This window comes from Prevotellamassilia timonensis (genome assembly GCF_021531665.1).
Lineage (GTDB): Bacteria > Bacteroidota > Bacteroidia > Bacteroidales > Bacteroidaceae > Alloprevotella.
The window spans coordinates 1-26054 of record NZ_JADYUH010000020.1; the positions used below are offsets into that span (position 1 = coordinate 1).

General features: G+C 52.3%; 24 protein-coding genes and 1 other RNA gene. 20 read left to right on the forward strand and 5 right to left on the reverse strand.

Features of this window, described 5'->3' with window-relative positions; translation table 11 throughout:
* Positions 1-114 precede the first annotated feature (114 nt).
* From I6E40_RS05060 to I6E40_RS05095, 8 genes are all read left to right on the forward strand, one after another.
* A complete protein-coding gene (locus I6E40_RS05060) occupies positions 115-1353 on the forward strand; it encodes a tetratricopeptide repeat protein (RefSeq protein ID WP_235385817.1) in 1239 nt (412 codons plus the stop codon).
* A 5-nt stretch (positions 1354-1358) separates the two neighbouring features.
* On the forward strand, positions 1359-3440 hold the full coding sequence (locus I6E40_RS05065) for a M3 family metallopeptidase (RefSeq protein ID WP_235385818.1): 2082 nt from the start codon (positions 1359-1361) through the stop codon (positions 3438-3440).
* Positions 3427-3903, forward strand: a complete 477-nt coding sequence (locus tag I6E40_RS05070) for a deoxycytidylate deaminase (RefSeq protein WP_235385819.1) — start codon at positions 3427-3429, stop codon at positions 3901-3903. Before I6E40_RS05065 ends, I6E40_RS05070 begins: the two co-directional genes overlap by 14 nt.
* A 198-nt stretch (positions 3904-4101) precedes the next feature.
* Entirely contained in the window at positions 4102-5946 is a 1845-nt protein-coding gene (locus I6E40_RS05075) for a S41 family peptidase (protein ID WP_235385820.1), read from the forward strand.
* Positions 5910-6458: a 5-formyltetrahydrofolate cyclo-ligase gene (locus I6E40_RS05080; RefSeq protein ID WP_235385821.1), complete on the forward strand. Its 549-nt coding sequence runs from the start codon at positions 5910-5912 to the stop codon at positions 6456-6458. Before I6E40_RS05075 ends, I6E40_RS05080 begins: the two co-directional genes overlap by 37 nt.
* 38 nt (positions 6459-6496) lie before the next feature.
* Complete coding sequence (locus I6E40_RS05085; RefSeq protein WP_235385822.1) at positions 6497-6910, forward strand: sugar 3,4-ketoisomerase; 414 nt, start codon at positions 6497-6499, stop codon at positions 6908-6910.
* Between the two features lie 68 nt (positions 6911-6978).
* A complete protein-coding gene (locus tag I6E40_RS05090) occupies positions 6979-7989 on the forward strand; it encodes a GNAT family N-acetyltransferase (protein ID WP_235385823.1) in 1011 nt (336 codons plus the stop codon).
* A 36-nt stretch (positions 7990-8025) separates the two neighbouring features.
* Complete coding sequence (locus I6E40_RS05095; RefSeq protein ID WP_235385824.1) at positions 8026-9216, forward strand: DegT/DnrJ/EryC1/StrS family aminotransferase; 1191 nt, start codon at positions 8026-8028, stop codon at positions 9214-9216.
* A gap of 194 nt (positions 9217-9410) precedes the next feature.
* On the opposite strand, the gene I6E40_RS05100 is transcribed toward I6E40_RS05095, so the two are convergent.
* From I6E40_RS05100 to I6E40_RS05110, 3 genes are all read right to left on the reverse strand, one after another.
* On the reverse strand, positions 9411-10028 hold the full coding sequence (locus I6E40_RS05100) for a trimeric intracellular cation channel family protein (RefSeq protein WP_235385825.1): 618 nt from the start codon (positions 10026-10028) through the stop codon (positions 9411-9413).
* Positions 10029-10411: 383 nt separating this feature from the next.
* On the reverse strand, positions 10412-11374 hold the full coding sequence (locus tag I6E40_RS05105; protein ID WP_235385826.1) for an NAD(P)-dependent oxidoreductase: 963 nt from the start codon (positions 11372-11374) through the stop codon (positions 10412-10414).
* Positions 11375-11414: 40 nt separating this feature from the next.
* Entirely contained in the window at positions 11415-12668 is a 1254-nt protein-coding gene (locus I6E40_RS05110) for a DUF5103 domain-containing protein (protein ID WP_235385827.1), read from the reverse strand.
* Between the two features lie 317 nt (positions 12669-12985).
* Here I6E40_RS05110 and rnpB point away from each other — a divergent pair.
* The 3 genes from rnpB (at position 12986) to I6E40_RS05125 (ending at position 16268) form a co-directional block, all read left to right on the forward strand.
* Positions 12986-13385, forward strand: an RNA gene (gene rnpB / locus I6E40_RS05115) — RNase P RNA component class A.
* A gap of 217 nt (positions 13386-13602) precedes the next feature.
* A complete protein-coding gene (locus tag I6E40_RS05120; RefSeq protein WP_235385828.1) occupies positions 13603-15600 on the forward strand; it encodes an OPT family oligopeptide transporter in 1998 nt (665 codons plus the stop codon).
* A 116-nt stretch (positions 15601-15716) separates the two neighbouring features.
* Positions 15717-16268 carry a 30S ribosomal protein S16 gene (locus I6E40_RS05125; protein ID WP_235385829.1) on the forward strand — a complete coding sequence of 184 codons (552 nt, stop codon included), beginning with the start codon at positions 15717-15719 and terminating at the stop codon, positions 16266-16268.
* A gap of 287 nt (positions 16269-16555) precedes the next feature.
* Here the strand turns inward: I6E40_RS05125 and I6E40_RS05130 are convergent, their stop codons facing one another.
* Together I6E40_RS05130 and I6E40_RS05135 are read right to left on the reverse strand one after the other, a co-directional pair.
* The gene (locus I6E40_RS05130; protein ID WP_235385830.1) at positions 16556-17434 is read right to left on the reverse strand and encodes a nucleoside phosphorylase; all 879 of its coding nucleotides are present in this window, start codon (positions 17432-17434) and stop codon (positions 16556-16558) included.
* Positions 17435-17467: 33 nt separating this feature from the next.
* Entirely contained in the window at positions 17468-18739 is a 1272-nt protein-coding gene (locus I6E40_RS05135; RefSeq protein WP_235385831.1) for a hypothetical protein, read from the reverse strand.
* Between the two features lie 417 nt (positions 18740-19156).
* On the opposite strand from I6E40_RS05135, the gene I6E40_RS05140 reads away from it, so the two are divergent.
* From I6E40_RS05140 to I6E40_RS05180, 9 genes are all read left to right on the forward strand, one after another.
* Entirely contained in the window at positions 19157-19915 is a 759-nt protein-coding gene (locus I6E40_RS05140; protein ID WP_235385832.1) for an RsmE family RNA methyltransferase, read from the forward strand.
* Positions 19916-20046: 131 nt separating this feature from the next.
* On the forward strand, positions 20047-21561 hold the full coding sequence (locus I6E40_RS05145) for a phosphotransferase (protein ID WP_235385833.1): 1515 nt from the start codon (positions 20047-20049) through the stop codon (positions 21559-21561).
* Between the two features lie 171 nt (positions 21562-21732).
* On the forward strand, positions 21733-22041 hold the full coding sequence (locus I6E40_RS05150) for a tetratricopeptide repeat protein (RefSeq protein WP_235385834.1): 309 nt from the start codon (positions 21733-21735) through the stop codon (positions 22039-22041).
* 100 nt (positions 22042-22141) lie between these two features.
* Positions 22142-22381, forward strand: coding sequence for a 4Fe-4S dicluster domain-containing protein (locus tag I6E40_RS05155; RefSeq protein WP_235385835.1), 240 nt, complete (start codon positions 22142-22144; stop codon positions 22379-22381).
* Positions 22374-23453, forward strand: coding sequence for a 3-methyl-2-oxobutanoate dehydrogenase subunit VorB (locus tag I6E40_RS05160; RefSeq protein WP_235385836.1), 1080 nt, complete (start codon positions 22374-22376; stop codon positions 23451-23453). The genes I6E40_RS05155 and I6E40_RS05160 overlap by 8 nt, the downstream gene beginning before the upstream one ends.
* Positions 23454-23521: 68 nt before the next feature.
* Positions 23522-23725 carry a hypothetical protein gene (locus I6E40_RS05165; RefSeq protein ID WP_235385837.1) on the forward strand — a complete coding sequence of 68 codons (204 nt, stop codon included), beginning with the start codon at positions 23522-23524 and terminating at the stop codon, positions 23723-23725.
* Positions 23726-23789: 64 nt separating this feature from the next.
* On the forward strand, positions 23790-24548 hold the full coding sequence (locus I6E40_RS05170) for a thiamine pyrophosphate-dependent enzyme (RefSeq protein ID WP_235385849.1): 759 nt from the start codon (positions 23790-23792) through the stop codon (positions 24546-24548).
* A gap of 268 nt (positions 24549-24816) precedes the next feature.
* Positions 24817-25359, forward strand: coding sequence for a 2-oxoacid:acceptor oxidoreductase family protein (locus I6E40_RS05175; protein WP_235385838.1), 543 nt, complete (start codon positions 24817-24819; stop codon positions 25357-25359).
* 35 nt (positions 25360-25394) lie between these two features.
* Positions 25395-25997 carry a 1-acyl-sn-glycerol-3-phosphate acyltransferase gene (locus I6E40_RS05180; protein WP_235385839.1) on the forward strand — a complete coding sequence of 201 codons (603 nt, stop codon included), beginning with the start codon at positions 25395-25397 and terminating at the stop codon, positions 25995-25997.
* Positions 25998-26054 lie beyond the last annotated feature (57 nt).

Here is a 26054-nt window from a genome sequence, read left to right on the forward strand (position 1 = left end):
CCTTCTTCGGGTGAAAATCTGACCTCGAAAATGTCATTCAAATCTGACGCAACTTATTATTTTCATATTACTTTATTTTCAAACCTCTCTTAGAACCAGAACTCAATATTAGATATGAAGTGCTTTAGGTTACTGCTTCTCGTGCTCTTGCTCGCCTCGCCGCTTTTCTCGTCGCTCCACTGTGCGGCGCAGAAGGCTTATAAACCGGTGCGAACCGCTCTGAAGGCAAAGAACTACAAAGAAGCATTGAACCAAATCAAAAAACTGCGGGAAGACAGCGTCCACCGACACGACCTTCCCCTTTGCCTTTTCAGCATCGAAGCCAACAAAGGATTGAACGATGCAGAAAACACCAAACTCTACTTAAAAACACCCTACGACACCGTCGCCTTCTTCTCCACCACGCTCGAAATCATCCGAGAAGCCATCCTTCTTGACTCCCTTGACCGCGACACGCTCACCACAAAACCCGAGAAAAGAAATCGCTACACAAAGAAAGTCTGCGACGTCTTGAACTACTACGTTCCCAACCTCAACGCCGGCGGGCGCTTTCACTACAGAAAAGGGAACTATAAAGAAGCGATGCAGTTCCTCCGCCTCTGTCTCGACCTGCCGCAAACGCCCATCGGACTGAAAGGAGGACTGAACAAATCCGTGCTCGCACAGCAGGCACGACAAAATTCCCAACTCTATCTCACCGCGGCATTCGCACTGAAAAACTATTCCGAAGTGCACCGCTACGAAGACCTCGCACTCGAGGACACCACCTCAAGACTGACCATCCTCGAAGACCTGGTGCTTACCGCCGAGGCAGAACAGGACACGCTCATCTATCGAACACTGCTTGCAGAAGGCATGGCGGAATATCCCTCCCACACCATCTTCTTCACACGACTCGCAGACTACCATCAAAAACGTGGAAACCACGGAAAGGTGCTACAAATCGCAGCCGAGCATTTGAAATCTAATCCCAACGATGTCTTTGCCCTGACGGCGAGAAGTCAGGCTTTCTTCCACACCCAGGCACTCGATAGTTGCATCGCCGCTGCAAAAACACTGATTGAAACTGACTCTGCAGCCGTTGATGCTTACTACTATATTGGTGCTTCCTACGCCGGGAAGGCTATGCTACTCAAACTTCCCGAAAACGTCAACTCCTCCGCCTATCGAAAGGCAATCAAACAGCGAAACGAGTTATACACCCAATCGCGACCCTGGCTCGAGAACTACCGAAAACTCGCGCCGGAACAAAAGAAACGATGGGCTCCTTTATTATATAAGGTATATTGGGCACTGAATCTCGGCAAGCAGTTTGCCGAAATCGAAAAAGTACTCTCCACACTCAAAAACTGACAGGCATGAACAAGTTCATTCGTTCACAAATACTTTCTGACTGGGCGTGGGAAGACGCTCTTCGCCACGGCTTTCACTTGGAGACGGACGACGCAACGCCGACCGAACTGCTGCGCCGCCTCGTGGAAGAGGGCATGAAGCAAGAGTTGGAGGAGGTCGAAGCCATCGCCTCAAATCCCGAAACACCAACCTTTGAAAACACCATCGTGGCGTTCACACGCTGCGGAGAACTGCTCAGCCGTGCCACCACGGTGATGTACAATCTCTTCAGCGCAGAAACGTGCGAAGCCTTGGACGAACTTGTCAACGAACTTTCGCCCGTCCTCACTGCCCACAGCAACGCCATCATGCTCAACGAAGCGTTGTTCCACAGAGTGAAGGCTGTGAGCGAACTTCCCAATGACGAGCTCACAACCGAAGACAAAGTCTTGCTGGAAAAAACGCTCGCCGGCTTCCGTCGCTCCGGTGCCGCCCTCTCCGAGAAGGACAAGGAGACCTATCGACAACTGACGACCGAACTCTCCCAAGAAGTGCTGCTCTTCTCCCAACGCCTCTTGAAAGAAACCAACCGCTTCACGCTCCACATCACCGACCGCGCCCGACTTTCCGGACTGACGGAACTGCAACTCAAGTCCGCTGCAGAAACCGCCGAGGAAAAAGGACTCGAAGGCTGGGTCTTCACCTTGCAAGCACCGAGCTACGTCCCCTTCATGCAGTATTGTGAAGACCGAACTTTGCGCGAGGAACTCTACCGAGCCTACGCCACACGCTGCACCCACGGCGATGACTGCGACAACCTTGAGACGGTGCGCAAAATCGTGAATCTGCGCCAACAGATTGCTCTGCTTTTGGGTTATGACACCTTTGCGTCTTACGCTCTCGAGCGCAGAATGGCAGAGAAGCCGGAAAACGTCCATCGCTTTCTCGAAGAGTTGCTCGAAGCCTATCTTCCCGTCGGACGTGCTGACGTCCAAGCCGTGGAAGAGCAGGCACAGAAAAGCCAAGGTGCCGACTTCCGCTTGCAGCCTTGGGACTACGCCTTCTTTGCCCGCCAGTTGAAAGAAGAACGCTTTCACTTCGACCCCGACAGCCTGCGCCCCTACTTTGAACTCTCCGCCGTCATTCGCGGCGTCTTCGGTCTTGCCACCCGTCTCTATGGCATCACGTTCCACGAAGCCGACATGCCGGTCTATCATCCAGATGTCAAAGCCTATCGCGTGGAGGATGCAGACGGCAGTTTCCTCGGTGTGCTCTTCGCTGATTTCTTCCCGCGGGAAGGAAAGAAAGGGGGAGCATGGATGACAGACTATCGCGGAGAACACGCCGACATTCCGTCCTCCCAACCCGTAAACAACGCAAACTCCGTGCGCCCCGTGGTGAGTCTGACGACCAACTTCTCAAAGCCCACCGCCGACACGCCTTCGCTGCTGACCTTCTCCGAGGTGGAAACGTTGCTCCACGAGTTTGGACACACGTTGCACGGGCTTTTCGCCATGTCGCACTATGAGGCACTGAGCGGCACCAATGTCTTCTGGGATTTCGTGGAACTTCCCTCGCAGTTCATGGAGAACTTCTCCACGGAGCCCGAGTTCCTCGCCACTTTTGCACGTCACTATCAGACGGGCGAGCCGCTCCCCGCTTCCTACATCGATGCCCTCCGCGCCGCCCGTCAGTTCCAGGCAGGCTACCAGTGTCTACGCCAACTCTCGTTTGGCTTCTTGGACATGGCGTTCTATGACCGCGAGACGCCACTCACCGACGACGTGACGGAGTTCGAACGCCGCGCCATGGAAAAGACGGCACTGCTGCCGTGCATTCCTGAAGCCTGCATGGCAGTCAGTTTCGGTCACATCATGTCGGGAGGCTATGCCGCCGGCTACTATAGTTACAAATGGGCAGAGGTGCTTGACGCCGATGCTTTCTCGCTCTTCCGCGAGCGCGGAGTCTTTGATGCTGCCACAGCAGCCGCCTTCCGTGATTGCATACTCTCCAAAGGCGGCACGGAACATCCGTCCGTCCTCTTCCAACGTTTCAGAGGTAGAAAACCGTCCATTGACGCTTTATTGAAAAGAGATGGAATCAAATAAGGACACTTTGAACTCCACCAAGTCACACTTGCTGGATTTGCGCTATCTGCGCATGGCTCACATCTGGGCTGAGAACTCCTACTGCACACGCCGCAAGGTCGGAGCCTTGATTGTGAAGGACAAGATGATTATCAGCGACGGCTACAACGGCATGCCGTCGGGATTCCCCAACGTCTGCGAAGGAGAAGACGGGCTGACCCTGCCCTGCGTGCTGCATGCCGAGGCGAATGCCATCACAAAAATCGCACGCTCGGGAAATAACTCAGACGGTGCCACGTTATATGTGACAGATTCGCCTTGCATCGAATGCGCCAAACTCATCATCCAAGCGGGCATCCGAAGAGTGGTCTATGCACGAAGCTATCGACTCACCGACGGACTGGACTTGCTCCTAAAAGCGGGCATCTCCGTGGAAAAGGTGGAACTGGAAGAACTCAACGACTCCACGCCCGCCGCTCACTAAGTAATATGAAAATAATAAGTTGCGTCAGATTTAAATGACATTTTCGAGGTCAGATTTTCACCCGAAGAAGGAGCATAGCCGTAGCTATGTGACTGATGAGGGAGGAAATATGGACCGAAAAGATTTTCAAAGATGATGCAGGTTATTTTTTGAGGATTACTAAACTTTACGTTTTATTTTACTACTCACCTTCCTTCAATGATAAAACACAACCGAAATCGTTTTCTCCCGCTGCTCGTTTCCTTGGGCGTCTGTCTGGGAATCCTGCTCGGAAGTTTCTTTGCCAACCATTTTTCGGGCAACCGCTTGAGCATCATCAACAACTCAAGCAACAAGGTGGTGGACTTGTTTCACCTCATCGATGACCAGTATGTGGATTCCGTCAACATCTCGGACCTCGTGGAGAAGTCGCTGCCCAAAATTCTGAAAGAGCTTGACCCGCATTCCACCTATATTTCCGCCGCAGACGTGGAGGCTTCCATGCAGGAACTGAAAGGCAGCTTCTCCGGCATCGGCGTGCAGTTCACGATTTTCCGCGACACAATCTGTGTCGTGAAAATCATTCCCGGCGGTCCTGCCGACGGCATCGGACTTGAAGCCGGAGACCGCATCGTGACCATCAGCGGAAAAGCCTACGTCGGCGACACCATCAACAATGACGGCGTCATGAAGCGACTCAAAGGAGCAGAGGGAACGGTCTGCAACATCGAGGTGAAACGCTCCGGAGAGAAGAAAATGCTGCCCTTCCACATCACTCGAGGAAAAGTTCCTGTCTCAACCGTGACGGCTTACCACATGCTGACGCCGAAAATTGGATATATCTGCATCAACAGTTTCGGCGAAACCACCTACACGGAGTTCCTCGGTGCTCTCGCCTCACTTCAAACAGAGGATTTTGAGAAACTCATCATCGACCTGCGAGGAAACCTCGGAGGCTACATGGAACCCGCCGTGCAAATTGCCAACGAATTTCTGCCGAAAAACTCGCTCATCGTCTATACGGAAGGACGCAAATCACCGAGAAAGGAATACCGCACCGACGGGCGCGGCTCCTATCAAAGCATGCCGCTCGTCATTCTCCTCGACGAAACTTCTGCCTCTGCCAGTGAGATTCTCGCCGGCGCAATTCAGGACAACGACCGAGGCTTCATCGTCGGACGACGCAGCTTCGGAAAGGGACTGGTGCAGATTCCCGTGGAGTTCCCCGATGGCTCGATGCTGCGCTTGACAACTGCACGCTACTACACGCCCTCCGGACGATGCGTCCAGAAACCCTACACGCCCGGCGATGAGGAGAAATATGACTTAGACCTCCTCGATCGTGCCGAACATGGCGAGTACTTCTCCGCCGACAGCATTCGCAACTCCGGAGAGAAATATCACACGCGACTGGGACGCACGGTCTATGGCGGAGGCGGCATCGTGCCGGACATCTTCGTGCCGCGTGACACGCTGGGAATCACGTCCTACTTCCGCGACGCCTACATGGGCGGACACATCATGCGCTACGCTTTCTCCTTCGTGGACAAGCATCGCGACAAGATGAAGAAGATGGAAACGATGGAAGATGTGCTGAAGTTCTTGAAGCGCTATGACATCGTCTCTGAATTTGCTGCTTATGCCGAAAAGAACGGCTTGAAACGCCGCAATCTGATGCTTCACACCTCGCGAAAACTCTTCACGACCTATATCACTTCGGCAATCCTCTCTTATTCCGTTTCGGAAGACGAGCAGATTCGCTACACGAACCAGCATGACGACGGAGTTCTCAAAGCACTGGATCGTTTGAAGTCCGACAAAACGGACTTCCCCACCCTCAGTCTCGGCTCGCTTCCGCCGTTCGCCTCTCCCTCACCTGCCGCCATCGGTTTCGCACGGGCACTGAACTGTCTCTCCGCACCTTCTCGCCTCCTCAGTCTGAAATTGCGCACGGCAAGCGGGAATGGATTTCTCCATCTTTCTCAGACTGGAAGAAAATCCACCGCGACAATTCCTTTCTCAAGAGCATGCCCAACTCCAAGTCCTCTCTTCGCACTGCGGTGAAGCAGCGGCTTCGCTCCATGTCGCCGGCAGCACGCCGCGAGGAGTCGGAAGTTCTTTGGCGCAGGCTGATTGCGCATCCGGCTTTCCGCGTAGCCACCCACGTCATGCTCTTCCACGGTCTTCCGGACGAACCGCAGACTTCGGAATGGCTGGAGCGCATCCTCCCACTCGGCAAGAAGGTCTGGTTGCCCGTGGTGGTGGGCGACGAAATAGAGGTGCGGCGCTACGACGGACCGCAGTCTCTTCGCGAGGGGGCATTCGGCATTTTGGAGCCGACGGGTGCGCCGCTCGAAGACCTCAGTCTGCTGGAACTGATTGTCGTGCCCGGCGTGGCATTTGACGCTGAGGGACACCGCCTGGGCAGAGGGCGCGGCTACTACGACCGCTTCCTGTCCCGCCTTCCCGATGCCTCGGTGCCGACGCTCGGTTGCTGCTTCGCCTGCCAGCTTCTCCCCGCCGTGCCGGTCGAACCCTTTGACCGTCCCGTCAGCGAAGTGATTTTGCCGTGCTGAAACTTATAAAAACTGCGACCTCGTCGCACACAAACACCATGAAAGACTTCTTTGTGAAACTTACTTCCTTCACCGATGAGCGAGGACGACTCACTCCCGTTTCCACGCGTGGCACCGACCTGCCGTTTGAGGTGGGGCGCGTCTTTTGGATTACGGACGTGCCGGAGACCACGGAGCGCGGATGCCACGCCCACCGCACTTGCTGGGAAGCGCTTTTTGCACTTCACGGCAGTCTCAAGGTGGAAATGGACGACGGTTTGCACGCGCCTTTCACCGTTGTGTTGGACAAACCGGAAGAAGGTCTGCTGATTCCGCCGATGTACTGGTGTCGCCTCAGTGACTTCACACCCGGAACCGTCTGTCTCTGTCTCGCTTCGGGCGACTACGACAAGGAGGGCTATCTTGAAACCTACGATGCCTTCCGCGCCGCCGTGCAAACTGAAGAACGCTGAGGCAAACGAATAGTGTAAACCTTAGTTCAAAACAAAGCAAACGTCAAGAGCATAAATTATTATCAACCGTGGCTTTCCAACTGCTTCCCTACTCCTCCGAACTTCGCACACTGTGGGACGAGACCGCAAGTCGCTGTCGGCAGAACTCTTTTCTGTTCCGCCGCGATTTCATGGACTACCACCGCGACCGCTTCCCGGACCGCTCCGTGCTGTTCGTGAATCAGAAGGGGCGCGGCATCGCGCTTTTCCCGGCGTGCATCGTCGGTAACGATGTTACGCAGGTGGTTTCTCACGGCGGGCTGACCTACGGTGGGCTGTTGCTGACGCCCGAGGTGGGCGCTGCCATGGCGGGAGCACTCTTTGACGCCCTACTTTGCCACTACGCTGCGGCTGGTTTCAACTCACTCCTCGTCAAGCCCGTGCCTGCAATCTATCACACCGCACCGACGGAGGAGGAGAAATATTGGCTCTTCCGTCACGGTGCGCAGCTCGTCTCCTGCGGCGTCTCTTCTGCCATAGACCTCACGGCGCCGCTTCCCTTCTCCACGCTTCGTCGGCGGAAGGTGCGCCACGCCGAAGCCCGCGGCACGTTCTCTCTCTCGTCCGACTTGGACCTCCTCCCGGCATTCTGGAACATGCTGGCAGAGGGGCTGTGGAAGCATCACGCCAAACGACCGGTACACTCGTTGGAAGAACTGACGCTACTGATGGAGCGCTTTCCCGAGGAGATTCGTCTTTTCTGCGTATGTGACGGAACGGACGATGCCTCCGCCGTTCCCGTGGCGGGGACGCTGCTGTTCTACACGCGGAACGTGATTCATGCACAATACATCGCCTCTACCGATGAAGGACGCGCCGGCGCCGCATTGGACTTTCTTTTTGACCGTTTGCTCCACACCGATGTGGGGAACTTCCCTGCCTCCGCCCGCTTCTTTGACTTTGGCATTTCCACCGAGGGGGACGGTTCTTTTCTCAACGAAGGGCTTGTCTTCCAAAAAGAAGGCTTCGGCGCACGCACCGTGTGCTACGAACACTTCCTGCTCACTCTGCCGTCCGACTCCCTCGTTTCCAAACCGTAAGTACCTTTCAAACACGCTTGAATCTTCAATTCTCCCATGTCCACTCTTCGCGTTCCATATTTTCCTCTACGAGAAATCAACGGTAGTTTCGAACCCGCACTGAGCCACGCCATCTCCGACGTCGTCAAAAGCGGGTGGTATCTCCGCGGACACCGCGTGGCGGATTTTGAAGCAGACTTCGCTGCTTCCATCGGCGTATCCCACTGCATCGGAGTCGGCAATGGACTTGATGCTCTGACGCTGACGCTTCAAGCCCTGCGCGAGCGTCACGGTTGGACGTCGGATTGCGAGGTCATTGTGCCTGCCATGACGTTCGTAGCCTCCGCCCTCGCCGTTGTCAGGGCAGGATTGACGCCCGTCCTTGCAGACGTCGATGAACGGTGTGTCATGAGTGCCGCCACAGTGCTTCCCCACTTGAGCGAGCGTTCCCGAGTCCTACTTACGGTTCATCTCTACGGACTTCCGGCGCCGATGCCGGAACTCACGGAGTTGGCTCGCGAGCACGGCTTGCTCCTCGTGGAAGACGCCGCCCAAGCCCACGGTGCTGTCATCGGTGGCAAGCCCGTCGGCAGTTGGGGCGTGGCTGCAGCATTCAGTTTTTATCCCGGTAAAAACCTCGGCGCACTGGGCGACGGAGGCGCTGTAGTGACTGCCGACGCTGAACTGGCGGAAGCAGTGCGCCGATTGGCGAACTATGGTTCCGCCACCAAATATCTTCACACAGATCTCGGCGTCAACAGTCGTTTGGATGAAATCCAGGCAGCCGCTCTCAGTGTGAAACTGCCGAGACTCGAGGCGGACAATCAGCGTCGCCGTGAGGTGGCACGAGCCTACAATGAGGCGCTGCGAGGACTCCCCGTCTCCCTGCCCTACGATGGAGACACCTCCCTCAGCGTATTCCACGTCTATCCCCTTCGCTGCGACCGCCGAGATGCCTTGCAGCATTTCTTGCGGGAAGAAGCGGGCGTTGAAACACTGATTCACTATCCCCACGCCCTGCCCGATCAGCCCGCTCTGCAACCTTTCCTCGAGAAGCAGGCAGCACACGAAAACTTTTTGGGTCTATCTGACGGTGAGCAACACACGGAGGACGAGCCGAGCGTCTTCTCTGTTGCCCGCAGTTGGGCTGCCACCGAACTGAGTCTGCCGATTCACCCTCTGATGTCCGACGAAGACGTCGCCTGCGTCAGCAACGCTATTCGCCGCTTTTTTGAGTCGGAAATCTAAACTATTCATTGACACCACTTTTCATTTTCCTTGCCACGGCTGATAAACAAGCGTTTGTCAGCCGTGGCAACGTTTTTCTGAAGTTTTGTAATTTTGACGCGCCCTAAGGAAAGAGTGACGAAGTGCGCACACAGGAGTGACAAATCGACGCGTGATAATGTCCAATCTACTGCGTGGAACGGTAAATACCGGCTTTAGTCTTCGCGTTGAAGGATGGGAAGGTGAATGTGGAATTTGACTGCAAGCACACGACTGAGGATGACGAAGGAACCACAGATGATGCCGGAAACGATGTGATTGTAGCCGAGATGGAAAGAAATGTAGTAGGCAACGCCGCCAATGACACAAGCGAGTGCGTAGATTTCTTTTCTGAAAATCAGGGGCTCTTCGTTGATGAAGACGTCACGAAGCACACCGCCGCCGGCTCCGGTCATTGTTCCCATGACAATGGCAGTCCAAAACGGGAAACCACCTTCTAAAGTCTTTTCAATGCCTGTGACGGTGAAAAGGGCGAGACCGATGGTGTCAAAAAGGAACCACGTGTTGTTCTGACGTACTAAATATTTTCGGAATACAATGACCCAAAGCAATGCGAAAGCGGAGCAGAGCAGATAGAACGAGTCAGTCATCCAAAACGGGGGACGACCGAGCAACACGTCACGCATCGTTCCGCCTCCGATGGCGGTGGTGACACCGACAACGTAGGCTCCAAAAAGGTCAAATTGTTTGGCGGAAGCCAAGCGGATGCCGGAAATGGCAAAGGCTAAAGTACCGATGAAATCAAGGATTTGGGAAAATGTGAATGAAAACATAGGGGGTGAAGCGTCAATGACGCAAGTTTCTGGTTTAGCTATTACTGCTCTAATGAAGATTATTGGAGAAGATGGTTGAAGTGTGGTTGTCAGATTCGGTTTGGCGGTGAAAACTCCGCCGAAGGCGGTCGCTGTTTCTTGAAGCGTGGCACACGCTTCAAGAAGAGAGAGGCGGATGCAAGCACGCCGGGGAGCGCCTCGCGGCAAGGGGCGGTATGTCAAAATGCACATTTTGGATACACCCTTGAAGGTGCGTCAGAATGGCTAAGATGCAAGACGCCGAGGATGAGGGCGCAGGGAGTGTACTGAAGTACATGACCAAGCCCGAATCCGATAGCAACGCAGCAGATTGGCTATTATGACACACCGCCGGCGAGCGTTGCTTAGGAGACAACGCGTTGAGGTTTACCCTCAAAGAAAGATTGGATGTTTTCAATGAGCTGCGTGATGACGCGTCGTCTTGCTTCGACAGTAGCCCATCCGATGTGCGGTGTGATGTATGCGTTTGGTGCGGTGAAAAGGGGATTTTTTGCGCTTGGCGGCTCTTGCGACATGACGTCCGCGCAGTAGGCTCCGAGTTGTCCGCGGTGGAGTGCTTCTGCCACGGCAGTTTCATCGACCAGTGCACCGCGGGCAGTGTTGAGGAGGATGAGTCCCGGACGTGTTTTGGCGAGCAGTTCGGCACTGACCATGCCTCTGTTGTCGGCACGCAGCGGGCAATGCAGACTGACGATGTCGGAGGTGGCAAAGGCTTCCTCGAGCGTCACTTTCCCCACTCCATCAGGCAGTTCGCTCTGCGGACAAGAAGTGACGGCGCTGAGAATAAGTCCGAGAGGTTTCATGACTGCAGCCACGGCACGTCCGATGTTGCCCATGCCCACGATGCAAAGTTTTCTGCCCGCGAGTTCAAAGCGAGGGCGCACGGAATAGCAGAAGTCCGGACAGGCAGCCCAGCCTCCGGCGCGGGTGCTGCGAAAGGTTTCATCGACGCCATCGGCAAGACTGAGCAATAGCGAGAGCGTGAGCTGTGCAACACTCAGTGTGGAGTAGTCCTCGCAGTGACAAACGGTGACGCCGTGGGCACGTGCGGCGATGGTGTCTATGCCGTCGTAGCCTGTGGCGGCAACGCACACCAATTTTAGATTGGGTAGCGCGGCAAATTCCTCTTCACCGAGATGTACTTTGTTGACAATCAGCACTTCAGCGTCTTTTCCGCGTTCCAAGACCTGGGACTGCGGAGTGCGGGCATGAAAGGTGAAATGACCACAGACGTTGAGGTCATCGGGATTCAAATCGTTGGAGAAGAGGGTGTGACCGTCCAAAAAGACAATTCGTGGCTGTGACATATAGAGTGATTTGAAGGTTTTGAACTTAATTCTTTGTATTTTATTGCCGGAAAGAAAGGACCGAGTGTCCGATGAGTTGCCAGTAGCGGCTGCCGAGCGGGCGGTGATAGAGCAGTGTCATGTATTCGTTCTCCGTTTGGAAAAAGTCACCCTCAACCAGGGATGGTTTCACCGCGCCGTTGGGAGAGCGAAAAACGTATTGGTAGTCATAGTAGCCCGTTTTCAGCAGAAATGTGCCTTCGTATGCCTGCGTCAATTCATTATACTTCAAGCGATAAGGCGCGATGGATTCGGCGGGAGTCCAAAGTCCCTGCAGCAGACATTCTGCGCCCGGGATTTCTGGTGAAAGGAGTTGAAAGTGCACGCGGACATAGTCTGCCGTCAGTTCGGCATCGCCTTCCCAGTCCGTGCGTGGCACGAAAATTCCGTTTCGTTCTTCGTAGAAGACGTAGTTTTTGCGCTTTTCATCGGTCATCAGGTGATGGTCCCGCCAGTCACCGTCTTTACTGACGTGGTCCACACCCATGCCGGGATGGTCAGAGGAAATGATTTCAAAACGGCGATATTCGTTGCCGGCGGTAAAAATCAATGCCTGACAGTGTTTCCATTCCAGTTGTCCATTATATATATAGGAAGGTGCGGGCGCGGTGACGAAGTTGTCGAAGCGTCGGTTTTGGAAGACGAGGAGACGGATTTCGCGCTCAGCATCTGTCACGCTGACGTTGCGCAGAAGTGTTTTCACACTGACCTGTTGGTGCGAGCGGTTGCGATCAATGTCTGTGTCGGTGGAAACGGTGATTCCAACGGTCGCTTTGACGTCCAAAATGCCAAAATCTGCGGTGAAAACGGTGCGCGGCTCGTCTGCGTCGTCAGATTCTTCACAAACCGTGATGCGATAGTTCCCCGAGAGAAACGGCACAGCATCAGTGTTTGGGAGCGTGAGACGATAGTGCATATAGTGTGTGCGAGTGAACTCCGAGGGCTCGGCATCATCCAGCGGAATCTGCTCCTCCGTTTGACGAATATATTCACTGTCAAAGAGTTCGTCGGTGATTTTGCCGTCAAAGGTGAGCAAATCCACGCGGTAGGTGAAACGATGCACGACAGGGTCAATGTAGTCAAACGAAAGTTCCAGTTGTTCTCCTTTTTGCAGCACGGCGGGGCGTTCGGCGTTTCCGTCAATTTTGAGACGCACGGACTGCACCTTTTCATCGTTCGTGCGGACACGCCCGGGTTGTGCGTGGGACTCACACACGATGAAAAGGAAGAAAAAAACGATGAACAAATGATTCATTTTGTTTGAAGAAACTGAACATTTAGGTTCATGGCAAAACCGAACATGAACGTCCATAATGAGTCCACTAATAGTTCATCAATGATAATTAGGATGAGAACAGATGAATGAAGCACGTGCGGAGAACGAAAGGCGAGCAAAAGTGCATGAAAACTTGGATTTGGTGTTTGCATTTCTGTCCTTTTGTCAGATTTGCCGGGCAAAGTTATTGTTTTTAGAAGCAGAACGAAAGAAGTGCGCACATTTTTTGTAATTTTGTGCCCGATTTTAGACACGAAGTCTCTTTGGATGGCAGTCAGAATCAAGAAACATAGAGGCCAGCCGGACGGTCTGTCGCCCTTTCGTTTTGATTTTTCGGAACGTCGGGAGGAAAGTCCGGGCAGCGCAGAGCATTTCGCTTTCTAACGGAAAGTTGTCCGCGAGGGCAAATCAGTGCAGAAGAAAACAACCGCCTTCGGGTAAGGGTGAGAAGGTGAGGTAAGAGCTCACCAGCCGTCATGGTGACATGCGGGCTGTGCACATCGGAAGCTGAAAGTTCATGTAAACCGACGCCTGAGGGCTGCTCGTTCGAGTGGGTCGAAAGACCCTGCGTCGGAGGGTAGAACGAGATGCCGGAGTTGGAGACTCCTCGGAGGCTTCAACGACGACACGGCGAAAGATAAATGACAGACGCGGCGACACGCCGCACAGAACCCGGCTTATAGTCCGACTGGCCTTTTTTTCTCTCTCCTTCTCCATATTCTTCCATTCATTCTCATTAATTGCACCAGTAAAATCCTTAATTAAACAAAAACATTTAAGTGTAAGTTGGTGAGTAAATTAATGACATTAGTATTCCCATCTCTCTAATCTCTTTTGACGCACGTTTGAGCCACCGTGCAAGTGGTTCTTCCGCTCCCCTTAGACCTATTAGCCTTTTTATATCCTTAAAAATATGCAAGAACAAAAAGACATGCAGCAAGTGGAACTGCCTGAAAACGCGTTCCGCGAACTTCGCGAGGGAGAAGAATACACCCCGCTGATGAAACCACAAAAGACCTATCCCGAAATCACTTGGTGGTCCGTCGGCTGGGGTGTTCTCATGGCGATTCTCTTCTCCGCCGCCACCGCCTATCTCGGCTTGAAGGTCGGTCAGGTTTTTGAAGCCGCCATCCCCATTACCATCATCGCTGTCGGACTCAGCGGCGCAACTCACCGCAAAAATGCGCTGGGCGAAAACGTCATCATTCAGAGCATCGGTGCCTGCTCCGGCATGATTGTCGCCGGTGCCATCTTCACGCTCCCCGCGCTCTACATCCTTCAGCACAAATATCCTGAACTCACCGTCAATTTCCTGCAAGTTTTCCTCTCCTCCCTGCTGGGCGGAGCACTCGGAATTCTCTTTCTCATTCCGTTCCGAAAATATTTTGTCAAAGACATGCACGGGAAATATCCTTTCCCCGAAGCCACTGCCTCCACACAAGTGCTTCTCTCCGGCGAGCGAGGCGGCAACCAAGCCTCCACGCTGGCTCTGGCAGGTCTCATCGGCGGTGCCTATGATTTCTGCGTCGCCTCCCTCGGCACGTGGGCGGAGAACTTCACCTCCCGCATCGGCATCTGGGGAAACATGGTCGCCGACAAGGCTAAACTCATGTTCAGTATCAACACCAGTGCTGCCTTGTTGGGTATGGGCTACATCGTCGGACTTAAATATGCCGCCATCATCTGCGCCGGCTCCGTCTTCGTCTGGTGGATTGTCGTACCCTTCATAGCCTTTGTTTTCCCCGATTTAATCGTGGGAGGCAGTGATGCGGCTCCCGTTTTGGCAGCCACGGCAAGTCCCGAACAACTCTTTGGCTATGCGAAAAGCATCGGCATCGGCGGTATTGCGATGGCAGGCATCCTCGGTGTCATCAACAGCCGAAAAGTCATTGGTAACGCCTTCTCCCTTATCTCCGAAGTGGCGCGCCCCGGCGCTACCGTCAAACAAGAGACCCGCACCGCCCGTGACCTCTCCGGAAAAATCATTGCCTTCGGTACTGTCTTCACCCTCCTCGTTACCGCCCTTTTCTTCTATTTTGACGTGATGGACGGCAATGTCCTCTTCACCGTTGTCGCCCTGCTCATTGTCGCCGTCATCTCCTTCCTTTTCACCACCGTCGCAGCCAACGCGATTGCCATCGTCGGCTCCAACCCTGTCAGTGGTATGACGCTCATGACCCTGATTCTCTCTTCCGTCATCATGGTGGTGGCTGGTCTGAAAGGTCCCGGCGGCATGGCTGCCGCACTGATCATGGGTGGCGTGGTGTGCACGGCTCTCGCCTCCGCCGGAGCCTTCGTGACAGACCTGAAGATTGGCTACTGGCTTGGTAGTACGCCCGTGAAGCAGCAGTCACTGAAATTCTTTGGCGTGCTCGTCAGCGCAGCCACTGTCGGCGGCGTCATCATGATTCTCAACAAAGCCTACGGTTTCACACCCGACAACGCCAATGTCATGGCAGCGCCCCAGGCACGTGCCATGGCAGCAGTCATTGAGCCGCTTATGTCCGGACAGGGAGCCCCTTGGTTGCTCTACGGCATCGGCGCGCTCATCGCCCTCTTGCTTCAGTTCTTGAAAATTCCTGCCCTGGCTTTTGCACTTGGCATGTTCATTCCCTTGCAGCTCAACCTCCCGCTCATTGTCGGTGGTGCCATCAGCCATTTCGTCACCACACGCTCCTCTGACGAGGATCTCAACAAACGCCGCGGCGAACACGGGACGCTTCTCGCTTCAGGTCTGATTGCCGGCGGCGCACTGACCGGTGTGCTGAGTGCAGGACTCCAGTTTGGAAACATTGACCTCAACCTTCACATTTTCGAAGGCAACGACACCGCCTTCCAACTCCTCTCCCTCGGCGCCTACGCCCTCCTCATCTTCTGGCTCACCCGTGCCGTGCTGCACAAAGAAAAATGAGGAGCGGAGAAGAAAAAGTTTGAAGCATCACACACTTAATATAAAAGAAATTAGTACTTTTGCACGCCGTTACGAGATAACGGATAATTCAAACCTATTAAATTACATACAAAACAATGGCAACTAAAATCAGATTGCAGCGTCATGGACGCAAAGGCTATGCCTTCTACAGCATCGTCATTGCTGACGCACGCGCACCACGCGATGGTAAGTTTACTGAAAAGATTGGTACCTACAACCCCAACACCAATCCTGCCACAGTAGATTTGAATTTTGAACGCGCTCTTTACTGGGTAGAGACCGGCGCACAGCCCACCGACACCGTTCGCAACATTCTCTCTCGCGAAGGTGTGATGCTCATGAAGCACCTCAGAGGTGGTGTTCGCAAAGGCGCTTTCGATGAAGCTGCTGCCACTGCCAAGTTTGAAGCTTGGAAACAGCAGAAGAACGAAAAAGCAAACGCTTTCGCCAGCAAGAAAGCCGCTGAGAAAGAAGCTGACCTCAAGGCTCGTCTCGAGGCTGAAAAGAAAGTCAGCGACAAAATTGCTGAGCGCGTGAAGGAAAAGAAAGCTGCATTGGCTGCAGCACAGGCTGAAGCTGAAGCCGCTGCAAATGCAGAAGCAGAAGAAGCAGCAGCTGAAAACGCTGAAGCATCTGCTGAAGCATAATCAAATCTTTTCAAAATCAAAAGAACTGCGTTGCACTCGCATGAGTTGCAACGCAGTTTTTTTAGGGTTCGCCCGACATGAGCGCTGTGTGCCAGAAGAAAATGAAGTAAGACAATCCGAGTGAAACACCGCAATCCGAGTGAAACAAGGCTGTACGGTGGATCGGAGCAAAGGAAAGAAAGAGGCGAAGGGTGAGTGGAAGGAAGTGAAATGCTGACGTTCCTTGTGCATTTTTCATCGGTTTCATCGTGCTTTTGGCACTCACCCTTTTTCGGAACTGCGTGCGGTCAGAGTCTTTCGAGGACAGTTTGGATGAGTCCCTCGATGCCCTGTTTGTAGCGTGTGTCGGCTTCGCCGCCTAAGCGGTTGGCGATGACCATGCAACACGTCAGAGCTTTGTGCCCCATCATTTTTGAGAGTCCTGCGACCGCACTGCTTTCCATTTCGAAGTTGGTGATGCGGCGTCCCTCCCATTCAAAACTTTCAATTTTTGCGTTTGCCTCGGGGTCTGCCAACGGGAGACGGAGACGGCGACCCTGCGGACCATAGAAACCACCGCAAGCCACGGTGATGCCGCGAACCATGTCTTCTCCAGCCACGCGCTCCAGCAGTTCCGAGTCTGCACCGACCACGTAGGGATGGGCGATGCACTGATTCCCCTTCCAATTCATGTGCCGGCAAAAGGCTGCTTCCATGTCCAAACGACATGCCGCGTCACGTCCGCCATAGAAATTCAGAAGGCCGTCAAAACCAATGCTGAACGCAGAGGCGACATAGGTTCCGATGGGCGTGAACGGTTGCAGACCGCCACACGTGCCAATTCTCACCACGGTCAGGCTTCGCAGCGTCGGCTTCACCGTACGTGTTTCAAAATCTATGTTTGCCAGGGCGTCGAGTTCGTTCAGCACGATGTCAATGTTGTCGCAGCCGATGCCCGTTGAAACGACCGTCATGCGTTTTCCGCGGAAAGTGCCGGTGATGGTGCGAAACTCACGGTTTGAGATGTCGCACTCCTTCGTTTCAAAATGATTTGCCACGAGCGGCACACGTCCCGGGTCGCCGACGAGAATCACCGTGTCGGCAAGTTGCTGCGGTTTGACATGAAGATGAAATATGCTGCCATCAGCATTGATGATGAGCTCAGAGGATGGAATTGCGTTTTTCATAAGTCCCAATAATTTTTATTTTTCAAATCAAATTCAGTTCGTTTGTTGCAGTTCTGCTTTTCGGTAGTTTTTCTCCAGTTCGCGGAGATGATTCTTCGTTTCTTTCACTGCTTCGTTCAATTCTGTCAAACGTTTACGAATATTCTCGTGGCGTTGCCCCGCGGCATAGGTTCGCTGAATGACATCACGTTCCGTCAAGAGGTGGGCAAGTTTGTCAATGGTGGCATCTGCTTCTTGTGCGATGCGTTTTGCGGCAGGACTTGCAAATTCTTCAAGAGAATGATAGATGCGGTTGTCCGAGACCACGTAGGTTCTCTTCACGCTTTGCTTCGTTCCCCCCGGATGTTGCAGGAGTTTCTCAAGACGTGCACGCCCTTCCTTGACGACTTCGGTGTTGGACTGCGTCAGTTTGACGTTTGAGAGTGTGGCAAATGCCACTGTGTTCTCCATGTCGTCGTCCGAGGCTTCAACCACCTCCCTCTCTTCGTTTGGCACGAAGGTGAAGACCCTCACGCTGTCTTTTCCACATCCACGATTGCTGACAAACCATCCCAGTTGGTTGGTTTCGTCAACAGCATAGAAAAAGTCATCGTCGAGCGAGCAGAAAGGCATGCCCTTTGATTCCGGCTTAAGAAATGTACGAGAAGAAGGGTCATAGCGTGTGACAAAAATGTCCGTTCCACCGAGACTCCCTTCACCTGAGGCAGCATAGAAAACCGTCATGCCGTCCTGCATGACAAAGGGACAGTCTCTGTTCTGCCCGTTTCCTTGAAGCCCCGGCAGAGGGATGGGGCGGCTCCAGCCTTCGCTGCGCAGGAAGGAAGTCCAAAGTCCCATTCCTTTTCCTGCACTGTCCGCTGCAGCAAACCAAATGCGGTCGCGCAAGTCGTTAATGCACACCACCTTTCCCAGTTTAACCGGCAGGGGATTCAGTTTTGCTTTCCATTGCTCCATGCTTTCCCATTTTGCGCAAGATCCGCGGAGCGGGAGGTGGTTCAGTAAGTCCACCAGCGGAACGATGCGGCTTTCCAAAACGGTCACCTTTTCCGTCGCGTTGAGCATGTCCGCGCCAAGTCTTGCGGTGGCAGCAATTTGATTTGCTTCCGCACCGGTGCAATCTGCTTTCCCATTGTCAATGGCAGCAATGACTTCGTCAAAAGCATAACGTTGCAGGAGTTCTGAAACTTTCACTTTCGGTTCGGGCTGACGGGATGTGCGTCTCCGCGTCTGTGCGTGGAGCGGCAGGCAGAGAGCGAGAGCAAGAGAAAGGAGAAAGTAGCGATGAAGGATTTTGGGGAAAGACATGTTTTTCGGGTTGTGAAATTAAGGATGATGTGCGGTGACCGTTTCAGCCACATGGCTGCTTTATATATAAATAAGCGTAAGGCGGAAGCCGGCAGTGCTTAATGCGGCACAAGTCACCAAGACGGCTCAAAATTACGATTTATATTTCAAGAACGGCATAAAACCGCATTTTCTTCGCTTTTTTTAGTTCTATAGCACAAAAAATCCGTCAAGTCATGAGAAAAACACGTCAGCTTCCGAGGAAAGGAGCACAGTTTTACCTCCAAACTTTCTTGCAGAAGCGGAAAAAACGCCGATAAGTTTGGCTTTTCTACCGCCATGCCGTATTTTTGTACTTAAATCAAACTTAGGCTCGCCTCGGATTGGTACAAAATCCACTCAAATCGTAACCCGTTTTTTATAAACCGACCTCTTTCCATGAAAGAAAAACACTTGTTCTATGCCGACTCAACTTCCATCGCTCAAGGAGTTTTGAGTGAAGAAGAGTCCCGTCATGCCCTCAAGGCACTGCGTGTGAAGCCGGGAGAAATCATTTGGTTGACCGATGGAAACGGCACTTTTCACGAGGCAAGGGTGACGGAGACAGACAAAAGGAATTGTTGGTTTCAGACAGAACGCACGCTTCCCGACACACCGCGCTGGAAAGGACGAATCCGCATCGCTGTCGCCCCAACAAAAAACGCGGATCGAACGGAATGGCTTCTCGAAAAGGCAACGGAAATCGGTGTTGATGAGTTCATTCTCCTCAAATGTGCCCACGCAGAGCGCAAGTCCGTCAATCGAGAACGCTTGGAGCGGATTGCCATCAGTGCCATGAAACAAAGCTACAAGGCATCAAAGCCCGTCATCACCGAGATGACCGCTTTTGATGATTTCCTTCAAATGCTTGCTCCCGACACCCAACGTCTTATTGCTCACTGCCACGAAGCAGACGACAAAGACCCAGATTCTTTTGACTTGACGCCCGCCGCGTCCGTCTTTCTCGGCGATATCGTTGAACCTGACGCCGACACCGTCGTTGCCATCGGACCGGAAGGCGACTTTTCTCCCGAAGAAGTGGAAAAAGCCTTGAAAAACGGTTTTCGTGCTGTCAGTCTCGGTGAAAGCCGACTCAGAACCGAAACCGCTGCCTTGGTTGCCGTCCATACGATGTCACTCATCAAACGCCGCCACTGAAAACCTTGCTAACATCGCCTCCGCTATCATAAGGAGTGTCGTATGGAACACCCCTAAAATATAGGTTGAGTTTCGAATTAGTGAAGAATGCTCTAATAGTCGGAAAACAACCAAAATGAAAACGCTTTCTCATGAAGAAACTCATTGAACTCTACACTCAATGCTTCGGCATGGCTCCCACCAAAGCCGTCAGTCTGCCTAAAGCAGGAAGCAATCGTCACTACGTCAGACTCTTTGATGACAAAGGTCAGTCCGTCATTGGTGTGGATGGACCGGATGTGGAAGAAAACCATTGCTTCGTCTATCTCGCCAGCCATTTCTCCAAGCGAAACCTCCCCGTGCCTAAAATCTTTGCGATGAACGATTCCGAGACATGCTATCTTCAGCAAGATCTCGGCGTCACTTCACTCTATGAGAAGCTCGCGCCGGCAAGAAAAAACAATTTTTCCTATGGCAAGGCAGAACGAACCATGCTCTCAAAAACCATTCGTGCGTTGGCACACGTGCAGGTCGAAGGGTCCGAAGAACTTGACTACTCTCGCTGTCTCGAACCTCGGAAGTTTGACAGCCGCGCCGTCATGTTTGATTTGAACTACTTCAAATATTGCTTTCTCAAACCGATAGAAGTTCCTGTGAACGAAATACTTCTGCAAGATGATTTTGAACGTCTTGCCCGCCGACTCGGGGGACAGGAGCAGAACGTAGGGTTTATGTACAGAGACTTTCAGGCGCGCAATGTCATGTGGAAAGAGACAGCGGTTGAGGGCAGTGAGAGCGATGGCGGTACTCCGTTCTTCATAGATTTCCAAGGCGGCATGAGTGGTCCGATGGCGTATGACGTTGCCTCCTTCCTCTGGCAGGCATCCTCTTCCTTCTCCTCCGAATTGCGTGAAGAAATGATTGCGGACTATTTGGACGAGGTTCAAAAACTCTCGCCCGAACATTTGGCACGGGTGCATTTCGACGCCGCCATTTTCCGTCAGCAGTTGCGCACCGTTGTCGCCTTCCGCCTGCTGCAAGTGCTTGGTGCCTACGGACTTCGCGGTTTCTTCGAACGCAAGAAATATTTTCTTGACAGCATCCCTCCTGCGCTTCAGAATTTGCTTCAAATCGCCGAGACGGGAGAACTGAACGATTGTCCCACCCTTCTTGACCTCATTCGCAGACTCGCTGCCATGCCCCGTTTCGCTCCGAAAAAAACGCAGGGTGTCGAAAACAAGAGCAGTGACAAAAAACTGGTGGTCAAGGTATTCAGTTTCAGTTATAAAAAAGGAATTCCCGCCGACGACAGTGGCAACGGAGGCGGTTATGTCTTTGACTGTCGCGGACTCCACAACCCCGGTCGTTATGAGCAGTACAAGAAGCTGACGGGACGCGACCAAGAAGTCATTCGCTTCTTGGAAGAAGACGGTGAAATCACTGTTTTCCTCAATGAAATCTATAAACTTGCTGATGCCCATGTGGAGAACTATCTTTTGCGCGGTTTCTCCAGTTTGCAATTCTGTTTTGGTTGCACGGGCGGACAGCACCGCAGCGTTTATGGCGCGGAACATCTCGCTCACCATCTTCACGAAAAATTCGACGTGGAGGTACGACTTTGCCACCGCGAACAAGGTGTGGAAGAAGTGCTTCGAAGAAAAGAATAAGTTGCTGCGAAGGAAGGCACAAGCCTTGAAAAGGAAAGAATAAGTTTAAAACCTTGCCGTTTTTCTGCTTTTACCCCTAATTTTCCCTAAAAAAACAGTGCTTTTGAACAAGTCAAAAGAAGAAAACACTACTTTTGTCAAAACGAAGAAACTCGAAGAATCTTTTCAACCATGGTTTTAGCGATGAATTTCAACTCCACCGACAACGACAAATTGACTGCTCGCATTCAAAAAGCCTTGGAAGAAGGGAAACTCAAAGAGGCTGAGACGGTCTGCGAAGAGTTTGAAAAGTCCTTCGGACAAACCGGTGAAGTTTTCTTTTGGAAAGGTCGCATCGCCATGAAGCAAAGCCGATGGGGCGAAGCCATCAGTTTCTTCCAACAAGCGGAAAACCTCGACGGACATCCTGCCGCCGCAGAATGCCGAAACATGCTGAACGACATCCTGAACTTCTATCACAAAGACCTCTATAATCCCTGAGAGCCGCTGACCAAGAAGCACGTTTCGACATCTTTCAACTTTCGCCGCTTGCCAATTCCAAAAATCTTTCTGTAACCAAGATTATTTCAAACAGATAATAATGAGTAAGATCAAAGGAGCTGTCACCATCAACACAGAACGCTGCAAAGGCTGCGCGCTCTGTGTGACGGCTTGTCCGACTAAAACACTCGCCCTCTCCACAGGCGAGGTGAATCACAAAGGATATGCTTTCGCCGTCGTGAAAAACGACAACTGCATCGGCTGTGCCTCTTGCGGTTTGGTCTGTCCTGACGGTTGCATCAGCGTCTATCGCAAAAAAATTGAAACGCCCAATGAATGAAGAAGTTCTCCTTTTGAAAGGAAACGAAGCCATTGCCCACGCCGCCGTCAGATGTGGCTGTGACGGCTACTTTGGCTATCCCATCACGCCGCAAAGCGAAGTGCTCGAAACGCTTGCCGAAATTGAGCCGTGGAAAACCACCGGAATGATTGTGTTGCAGGCAGAGAGCGAAGTGGCATCCATCAACATGCTCTACGGAGGTGGCGGAACGGGAAAACGAGTCATGACTTCCTCCTCCTCGCCCGGCATCGCGCTGATGCAGGAAGGAATCAGTTATATGGCAGGTGCCGAAATCCCCGGTCTCATCGTCAATGTCCAAAGAGGAGGTCCCGGACTTGGAACCATTCAACCCTCGCAGAGTGACTACAATCAGGCGACGCGTGGCGGTGGAAATGGAGACTATGAAGTCATTGTGCTTGCTCCCGCTTCGGTGCAGGAGATGGCAGACTTCGTGGACTTGGCTTTTGAACTTGCTTTCAAATATCGCAACCCCGCCATTATTCTTTCCGATGGTGTCATCGGTCAAATGATGGAAAAGGTCGTGTTGCCGCCCATGAAACCTCGTCGTACGGAAGAAGAAATTGCCAAAGAATGTCCTTGGGCAGCCAATGGACACGGACTCAAACAAAGAGGCGTCAACGTCATTACTTCTCTCGAACTCGACCCGGCGAAAATGGAGGAAAAAAACCACAAACTCCAAGAAAAATATCGTCAAATCAAAGAAAACGAGGTGCGCTACGAAACCAAAGACCTCGAAGACGCAGAACTCGCCATTGTGGCTTTTGGCTCCGCAGCGCGCATCTCACAGAAAGCCATTGAAATTGCACGCGAGCAGGGCATCAAAGTCGGACTTTTCCGTCCCATTACACTCTGGCCCTTCCCCCAAGAAGAAATCGCCGAACTTTCAAAAAAACTGAAAGGAATCTTGGTTGTAGAAATCAATGCCGGACAAATGGTCTATGACGTTCGCTATGCCGTGGAAGGAAGAGTGCCCGTGAAACACTACGGCAGACTCGGAGGCATTGTTCCAGACCCCGACGAAATCATTGAAGTACTGAAACAATTTGACTGACAACCTCTTGTTTCTCTCTAAGCCTTTCTCTTTTCTCAAGAAACATTTCACACCTCCCAAGAAAACTCATGCTGTCCCCCACAGAAAAATCCCCAGGGAAACACCGCAAGACGCGCAACGTCATCAACCTCGTCTTCATCGTCGTGGCAATTGTCGCCATGGCAGGCATTGCTCTTTCCCCCTCCCCGACTCCGCCGGTTTGGTTCGTTGTGGGTTTGGCAGCCGTTCTCATCAAAATGATTGAAGTCACTTGGCGCATGATGGACCGCTAAGAAAAACGTAAGCCTCTCGCCAGGTTCTCGCCACATAATGACCATGTCACAAGAAACAACGAACATGTCAGAAGACATCATCTGCCAGGAAAATCTGGTATATCAGAAACCCTCTCTCTTGAACGACAGTCCCATGCACTATTGTCCGGGCTGTTCGCACGGTGTGATTCACAAACTCATCGCCGAAGTCATAGAAGAGATGGGAATGGAAGAAAAAACCATTGGCATCAGTCCCGTCGGTTGTGCCGTGTTTGCCTATCGCTACATTGACATAGACTGGCAGGAAGCCGCCCACGGCAGAGCGCCGGCTTTGGCTTCCGCCTGCAAACGCCTGTGGCCCGACCGCCTCGTTTTTTCTTATCAAGGAGATGGAGACTTTGCCTGCATTGGCACTGCAGAGTCCATCCACGCTCTCAACCGCGGCGAAAACATCACCATGATTTTCGTCAACAACGCTATCTACGGCATGACGGGCGGACAAATGGCTCCCACGACGCTCGTGGGAATGAAAACCGCAACCTGCCCCTACGGCAGAGACCCGCTTATCCACGGTTTCCCTCTGAAAATCACTGAACTCGCAGCGCAACTCGAAGGAACAGCCTATGTCACCCGGCAGAGCGTCCACAATCCCGCAGCCATCAGAAAAGCCAAAAAGGCATTGCGCCATGCTTTTGAAAACTCCATGCAAGGAAAGGGGTCTAATCTCATTGAATTTGTTGCCACCTGCTCCTCGGGTTGGAAGATGAGCCCCGTCAAAGCCAACGAGTGGATGGAAGAACACATGTTTGACTTCTATCACGTCGGCGACCTCAAAGACAAATAGTAAGACATCCTATGGGGTGTTCTATAAATTACGGGATAAGGAACGTTCAAAAGAAAGTGTTTACGTTTTGGTCGGTTTCTTAGCGCGCCCTTTTGTAAGTTTCGTCAGTTACATAGCCCGCTATGCTCCTTCCTCAACTGACAAAAGTTCATCTCTAAGAAATCAAAAATCAACTCAACCTAATTTTTAGAACACTCCTTATATATAGGCGTGCGTGAGGATTAAGTCGCCGCCCCCTTATACGTATAAGGTTCTACATACACATACTATGAAACAAGAAATCATCATCTCCGGTTTCGGAGGACAAGGTGTGCTTTCCATGGGGAAAATTTTGGCTTATGCAGCCCTCATGGAAGGAAAAGAGGTGAGTTGGATGCCAGCCTACGGTCCTGAACAAAGAGGCGGCACTGCCAATGTCACGGTCATCATCAGCAGCACACCCATTTCATCGCCCATTCTCAGTTCCTACGACACTGCCATCTTGCTCAATCAACCCTCAGTGGACAAGTTTCAACCCAAAGTCAAGGAAGGAGGTACACTTCTTTTTGACGGGTTCGGCATTCTCGACAAACCGACGAGAGCGGACATCCATTCGTTCCAAGTTGCCGCCATGGAAACTGCTGCGGAGCTCTCCATGATGAAATGTTTCAACATGTTCGTCCTCGGCGCCTTTCTCAAACTCCATCCCATCGTGAAGATTGAGAGTGTCATGAAAGCGCTGCGGAAATCACTTCCTGAAAGACATCATCACCTGCTCCCGCTCAACGAGCAAGCCATTCTCAAAGGAATGGAAATCGTCAAACCCGCTTGAAAACAAGGGTGTTAAACCAAGAAACAGAAAAACGTATGTGGAGAACTATTTGTCGTTTCCTGCTCTTCAAGTTCATGGGATGGAAAAATTGCAACACACAAGAGATTCCCGAAAAGTGTCTCATCTGTGTTGCTCCGCACACCAGCAATTGGGACTTTTTCATTGGTAAACTCTATTATGCCGCCCTCGGACGCACCTCCCAATTCCTGATGAAAAAGGAGTGGTTCTTCTGGCCGCTGGGCATTCTCTTCCGAAGCATGGGCGGCATACCGGTTGAGCGGAGCAAAAAACACAGTCTCACAGATCAACTTGCTGAAATTGCCATCAAGTCTGACAAGTTTTCACTTGCCGTCACGCCTGAAGGAACGCGTTCAAGAGTGGAAAAATGGAAAAGAGGTTTCTACTACATTGCTCTCAAAGCGAAACTTCCCATCCTTCTTTTTGCCATTGATTTTCCCACAAAACGAATCGTCTGCACCGAAACGCTCATCCCGAGCGGCGACGTGGAGCGCGACATGAAACGCGTCATGGACTACTACAGTCAATTCACCGGGAAAAATCCGGAACTTTTCCAAGTGGAAAAGATTGAAATCCAGGAAAACAACGAAGAAAGCCAAAACGTTAAAACAGGAAACTAAACTCACAAAGATGTGTCCCCAAAATGTAACTCATTTGTGTTTTAGCGCACCCCATAT

Excerpts from the sequence above, each read along its gene's own strand:
- I6E40_RS05120 (WP_235385828.1), top strand. The coding sequence starts at position 13,603 with ATGCAAGAACAAAAAGACATGCAGCAAGTGGAACTGCCTGAAAACGCG.
- I6E40_RS05085 (WP_235385822.1), top strand. The coding sequence starts at position 6,497 with ATGAAAGACTTCTTTGTGAAACTTACTTCCTTCACCGATGAGCGAGGA.
- I6E40_RS05180 (WP_235385839.1), top strand. The coding sequence starts at position 25,395 with ATGTGGAGAACTATTTGTCGTTTCCTGCTCTTCAAGTTCATGGGATGG.
- I6E40_RS05160 (WP_235385836.1), top strand. The coding sequence starts at position 22,374 with ATGAATGAAGAAGTTCTCCTTTTGAAAGGAAACGAAGCCATTGCCCAC.
- I6E40_RS05060 (WP_235385817.1), top strand. The coding sequence starts at position 115 with ATGAAGTGCTTTAGGTTACTGCTTCTCGTGCTCTTGCTCGCCTCGCCG.
- I6E40_RS05105 (WP_235385826.1), bottom strand. The coding sequence starts at position 11,374 with ATGTCACAGCCACGAATTGTCTTTTTGGACGGTCACACCCTCTTCTCC.
- I6E40_RS05130 (WP_235385830.1), bottom strand. The coding sequence starts at position 17,434 with ATGAAAAACGCAATTCCATCCTCTGAGCTCATCATCAATGCTGATGGC.
- I6E40_RS05150 (WP_235385834.1), top strand. The coding sequence starts at position 21,733 with ATGGTTTTAGCGATGAATTTCAACTCCACCGACAACGACAAATTGACT.
- I6E40_RS05155 (WP_235385835.1), top strand. The coding sequence starts at position 22,142 with ATGAGTAAGATCAAAGGAGCTGTCACCATCAACACAGAACGCTGCAAA.
- I6E40_RS05110 (WP_235385827.1), bottom strand. The coding sequence starts at position 12,668 with ATGAATCATTTGTTCATCGTTTTTTTCTTCCTTTTCATCGTGTGTGAG.
- I6E40_RS05165 (WP_235385837.1), top strand. The coding sequence starts at position 23,522 with ATGCTGTCCCCCACAGAAAAATCCCCAGGGAAACACCGCAAGACGCGC.
- I6E40_RS05075 (WP_235385820.1), top strand. The coding sequence starts at position 4,102 with ATGATAAAACACAACCGAAATCGTTTTCTCCCGCTGCTCGTTTCCTTG.
- I6E40_RS05145 (WP_235385833.1), top strand. The coding sequence starts at position 20,047 with ATGAAGAAACTCATTGAACTCTACACTCAATGCTTCGGCATGGCTCCC.
- I6E40_RS05065 (WP_235385818.1), top strand. The coding sequence starts at position 1,359 with ATGAACAAGTTCATTCGTTCACAAATACTTTCTGACTGGGCGTGGGAA.
- I6E40_RS05080 (WP_235385821.1), top strand. The coding sequence starts at position 5,910 with ATGCCCAACTCCAAGTCCTCTCTTCGCACTGCGGTGAAGCAGCGGCTT.
- I6E40_RS05140 (WP_235385832.1), top strand. The coding sequence starts at position 19,157 with ATGAAAGAAAAACACTTGTTCTATGCCGACTCAACTTCCATCGCTCAA.
- I6E40_RS05070 (WP_235385819.1), top strand. The coding sequence starts at position 3,427 with ATGGAATCAAATAAGGACACTTTGAACTCCACCAAGTCACACTTGCTG.
- I6E40_RS05175 (WP_235385838.1), top strand. The coding sequence starts at position 24,817 with ATGAAACAAGAAATCATCATCTCCGGTTTCGGAGGACAAGGTGTGCTT.
- I6E40_RS05095 (WP_235385824.1), top strand. The coding sequence starts at position 8,026 with ATGTCCACTCTTCGCGTTCCATATTTTCCTCTACGAGAAATCAACGGT.
- I6E40_RS05170 (WP_235385849.1), top strand. The coding sequence starts at position 23,790 with ATGTCAGAAGACATCATCTGCCAGGAAAATCTGGTATATCAGAAACCC.
- I6E40_RS05135 (WP_235385831.1), bottom strand. The coding sequence starts at position 18,739 with ATGTCTTTCCCCAAAATCCTTCATCGCTACTTTCTCCTTTCTCTTGCT.
- I6E40_RS05100 (WP_235385825.1), bottom strand. The coding sequence starts at position 10,028 with ATGTTTTCATTCACATTTTCCCAAATCCTTGATTTCATCGGTACTTTA.
- I6E40_RS05125 (WP_235385829.1), top strand. The coding sequence starts at position 15,717 with ATGGCAACTAAAATCAGATTGCAGCGTCATGGACGCAAAGGCTATGCC.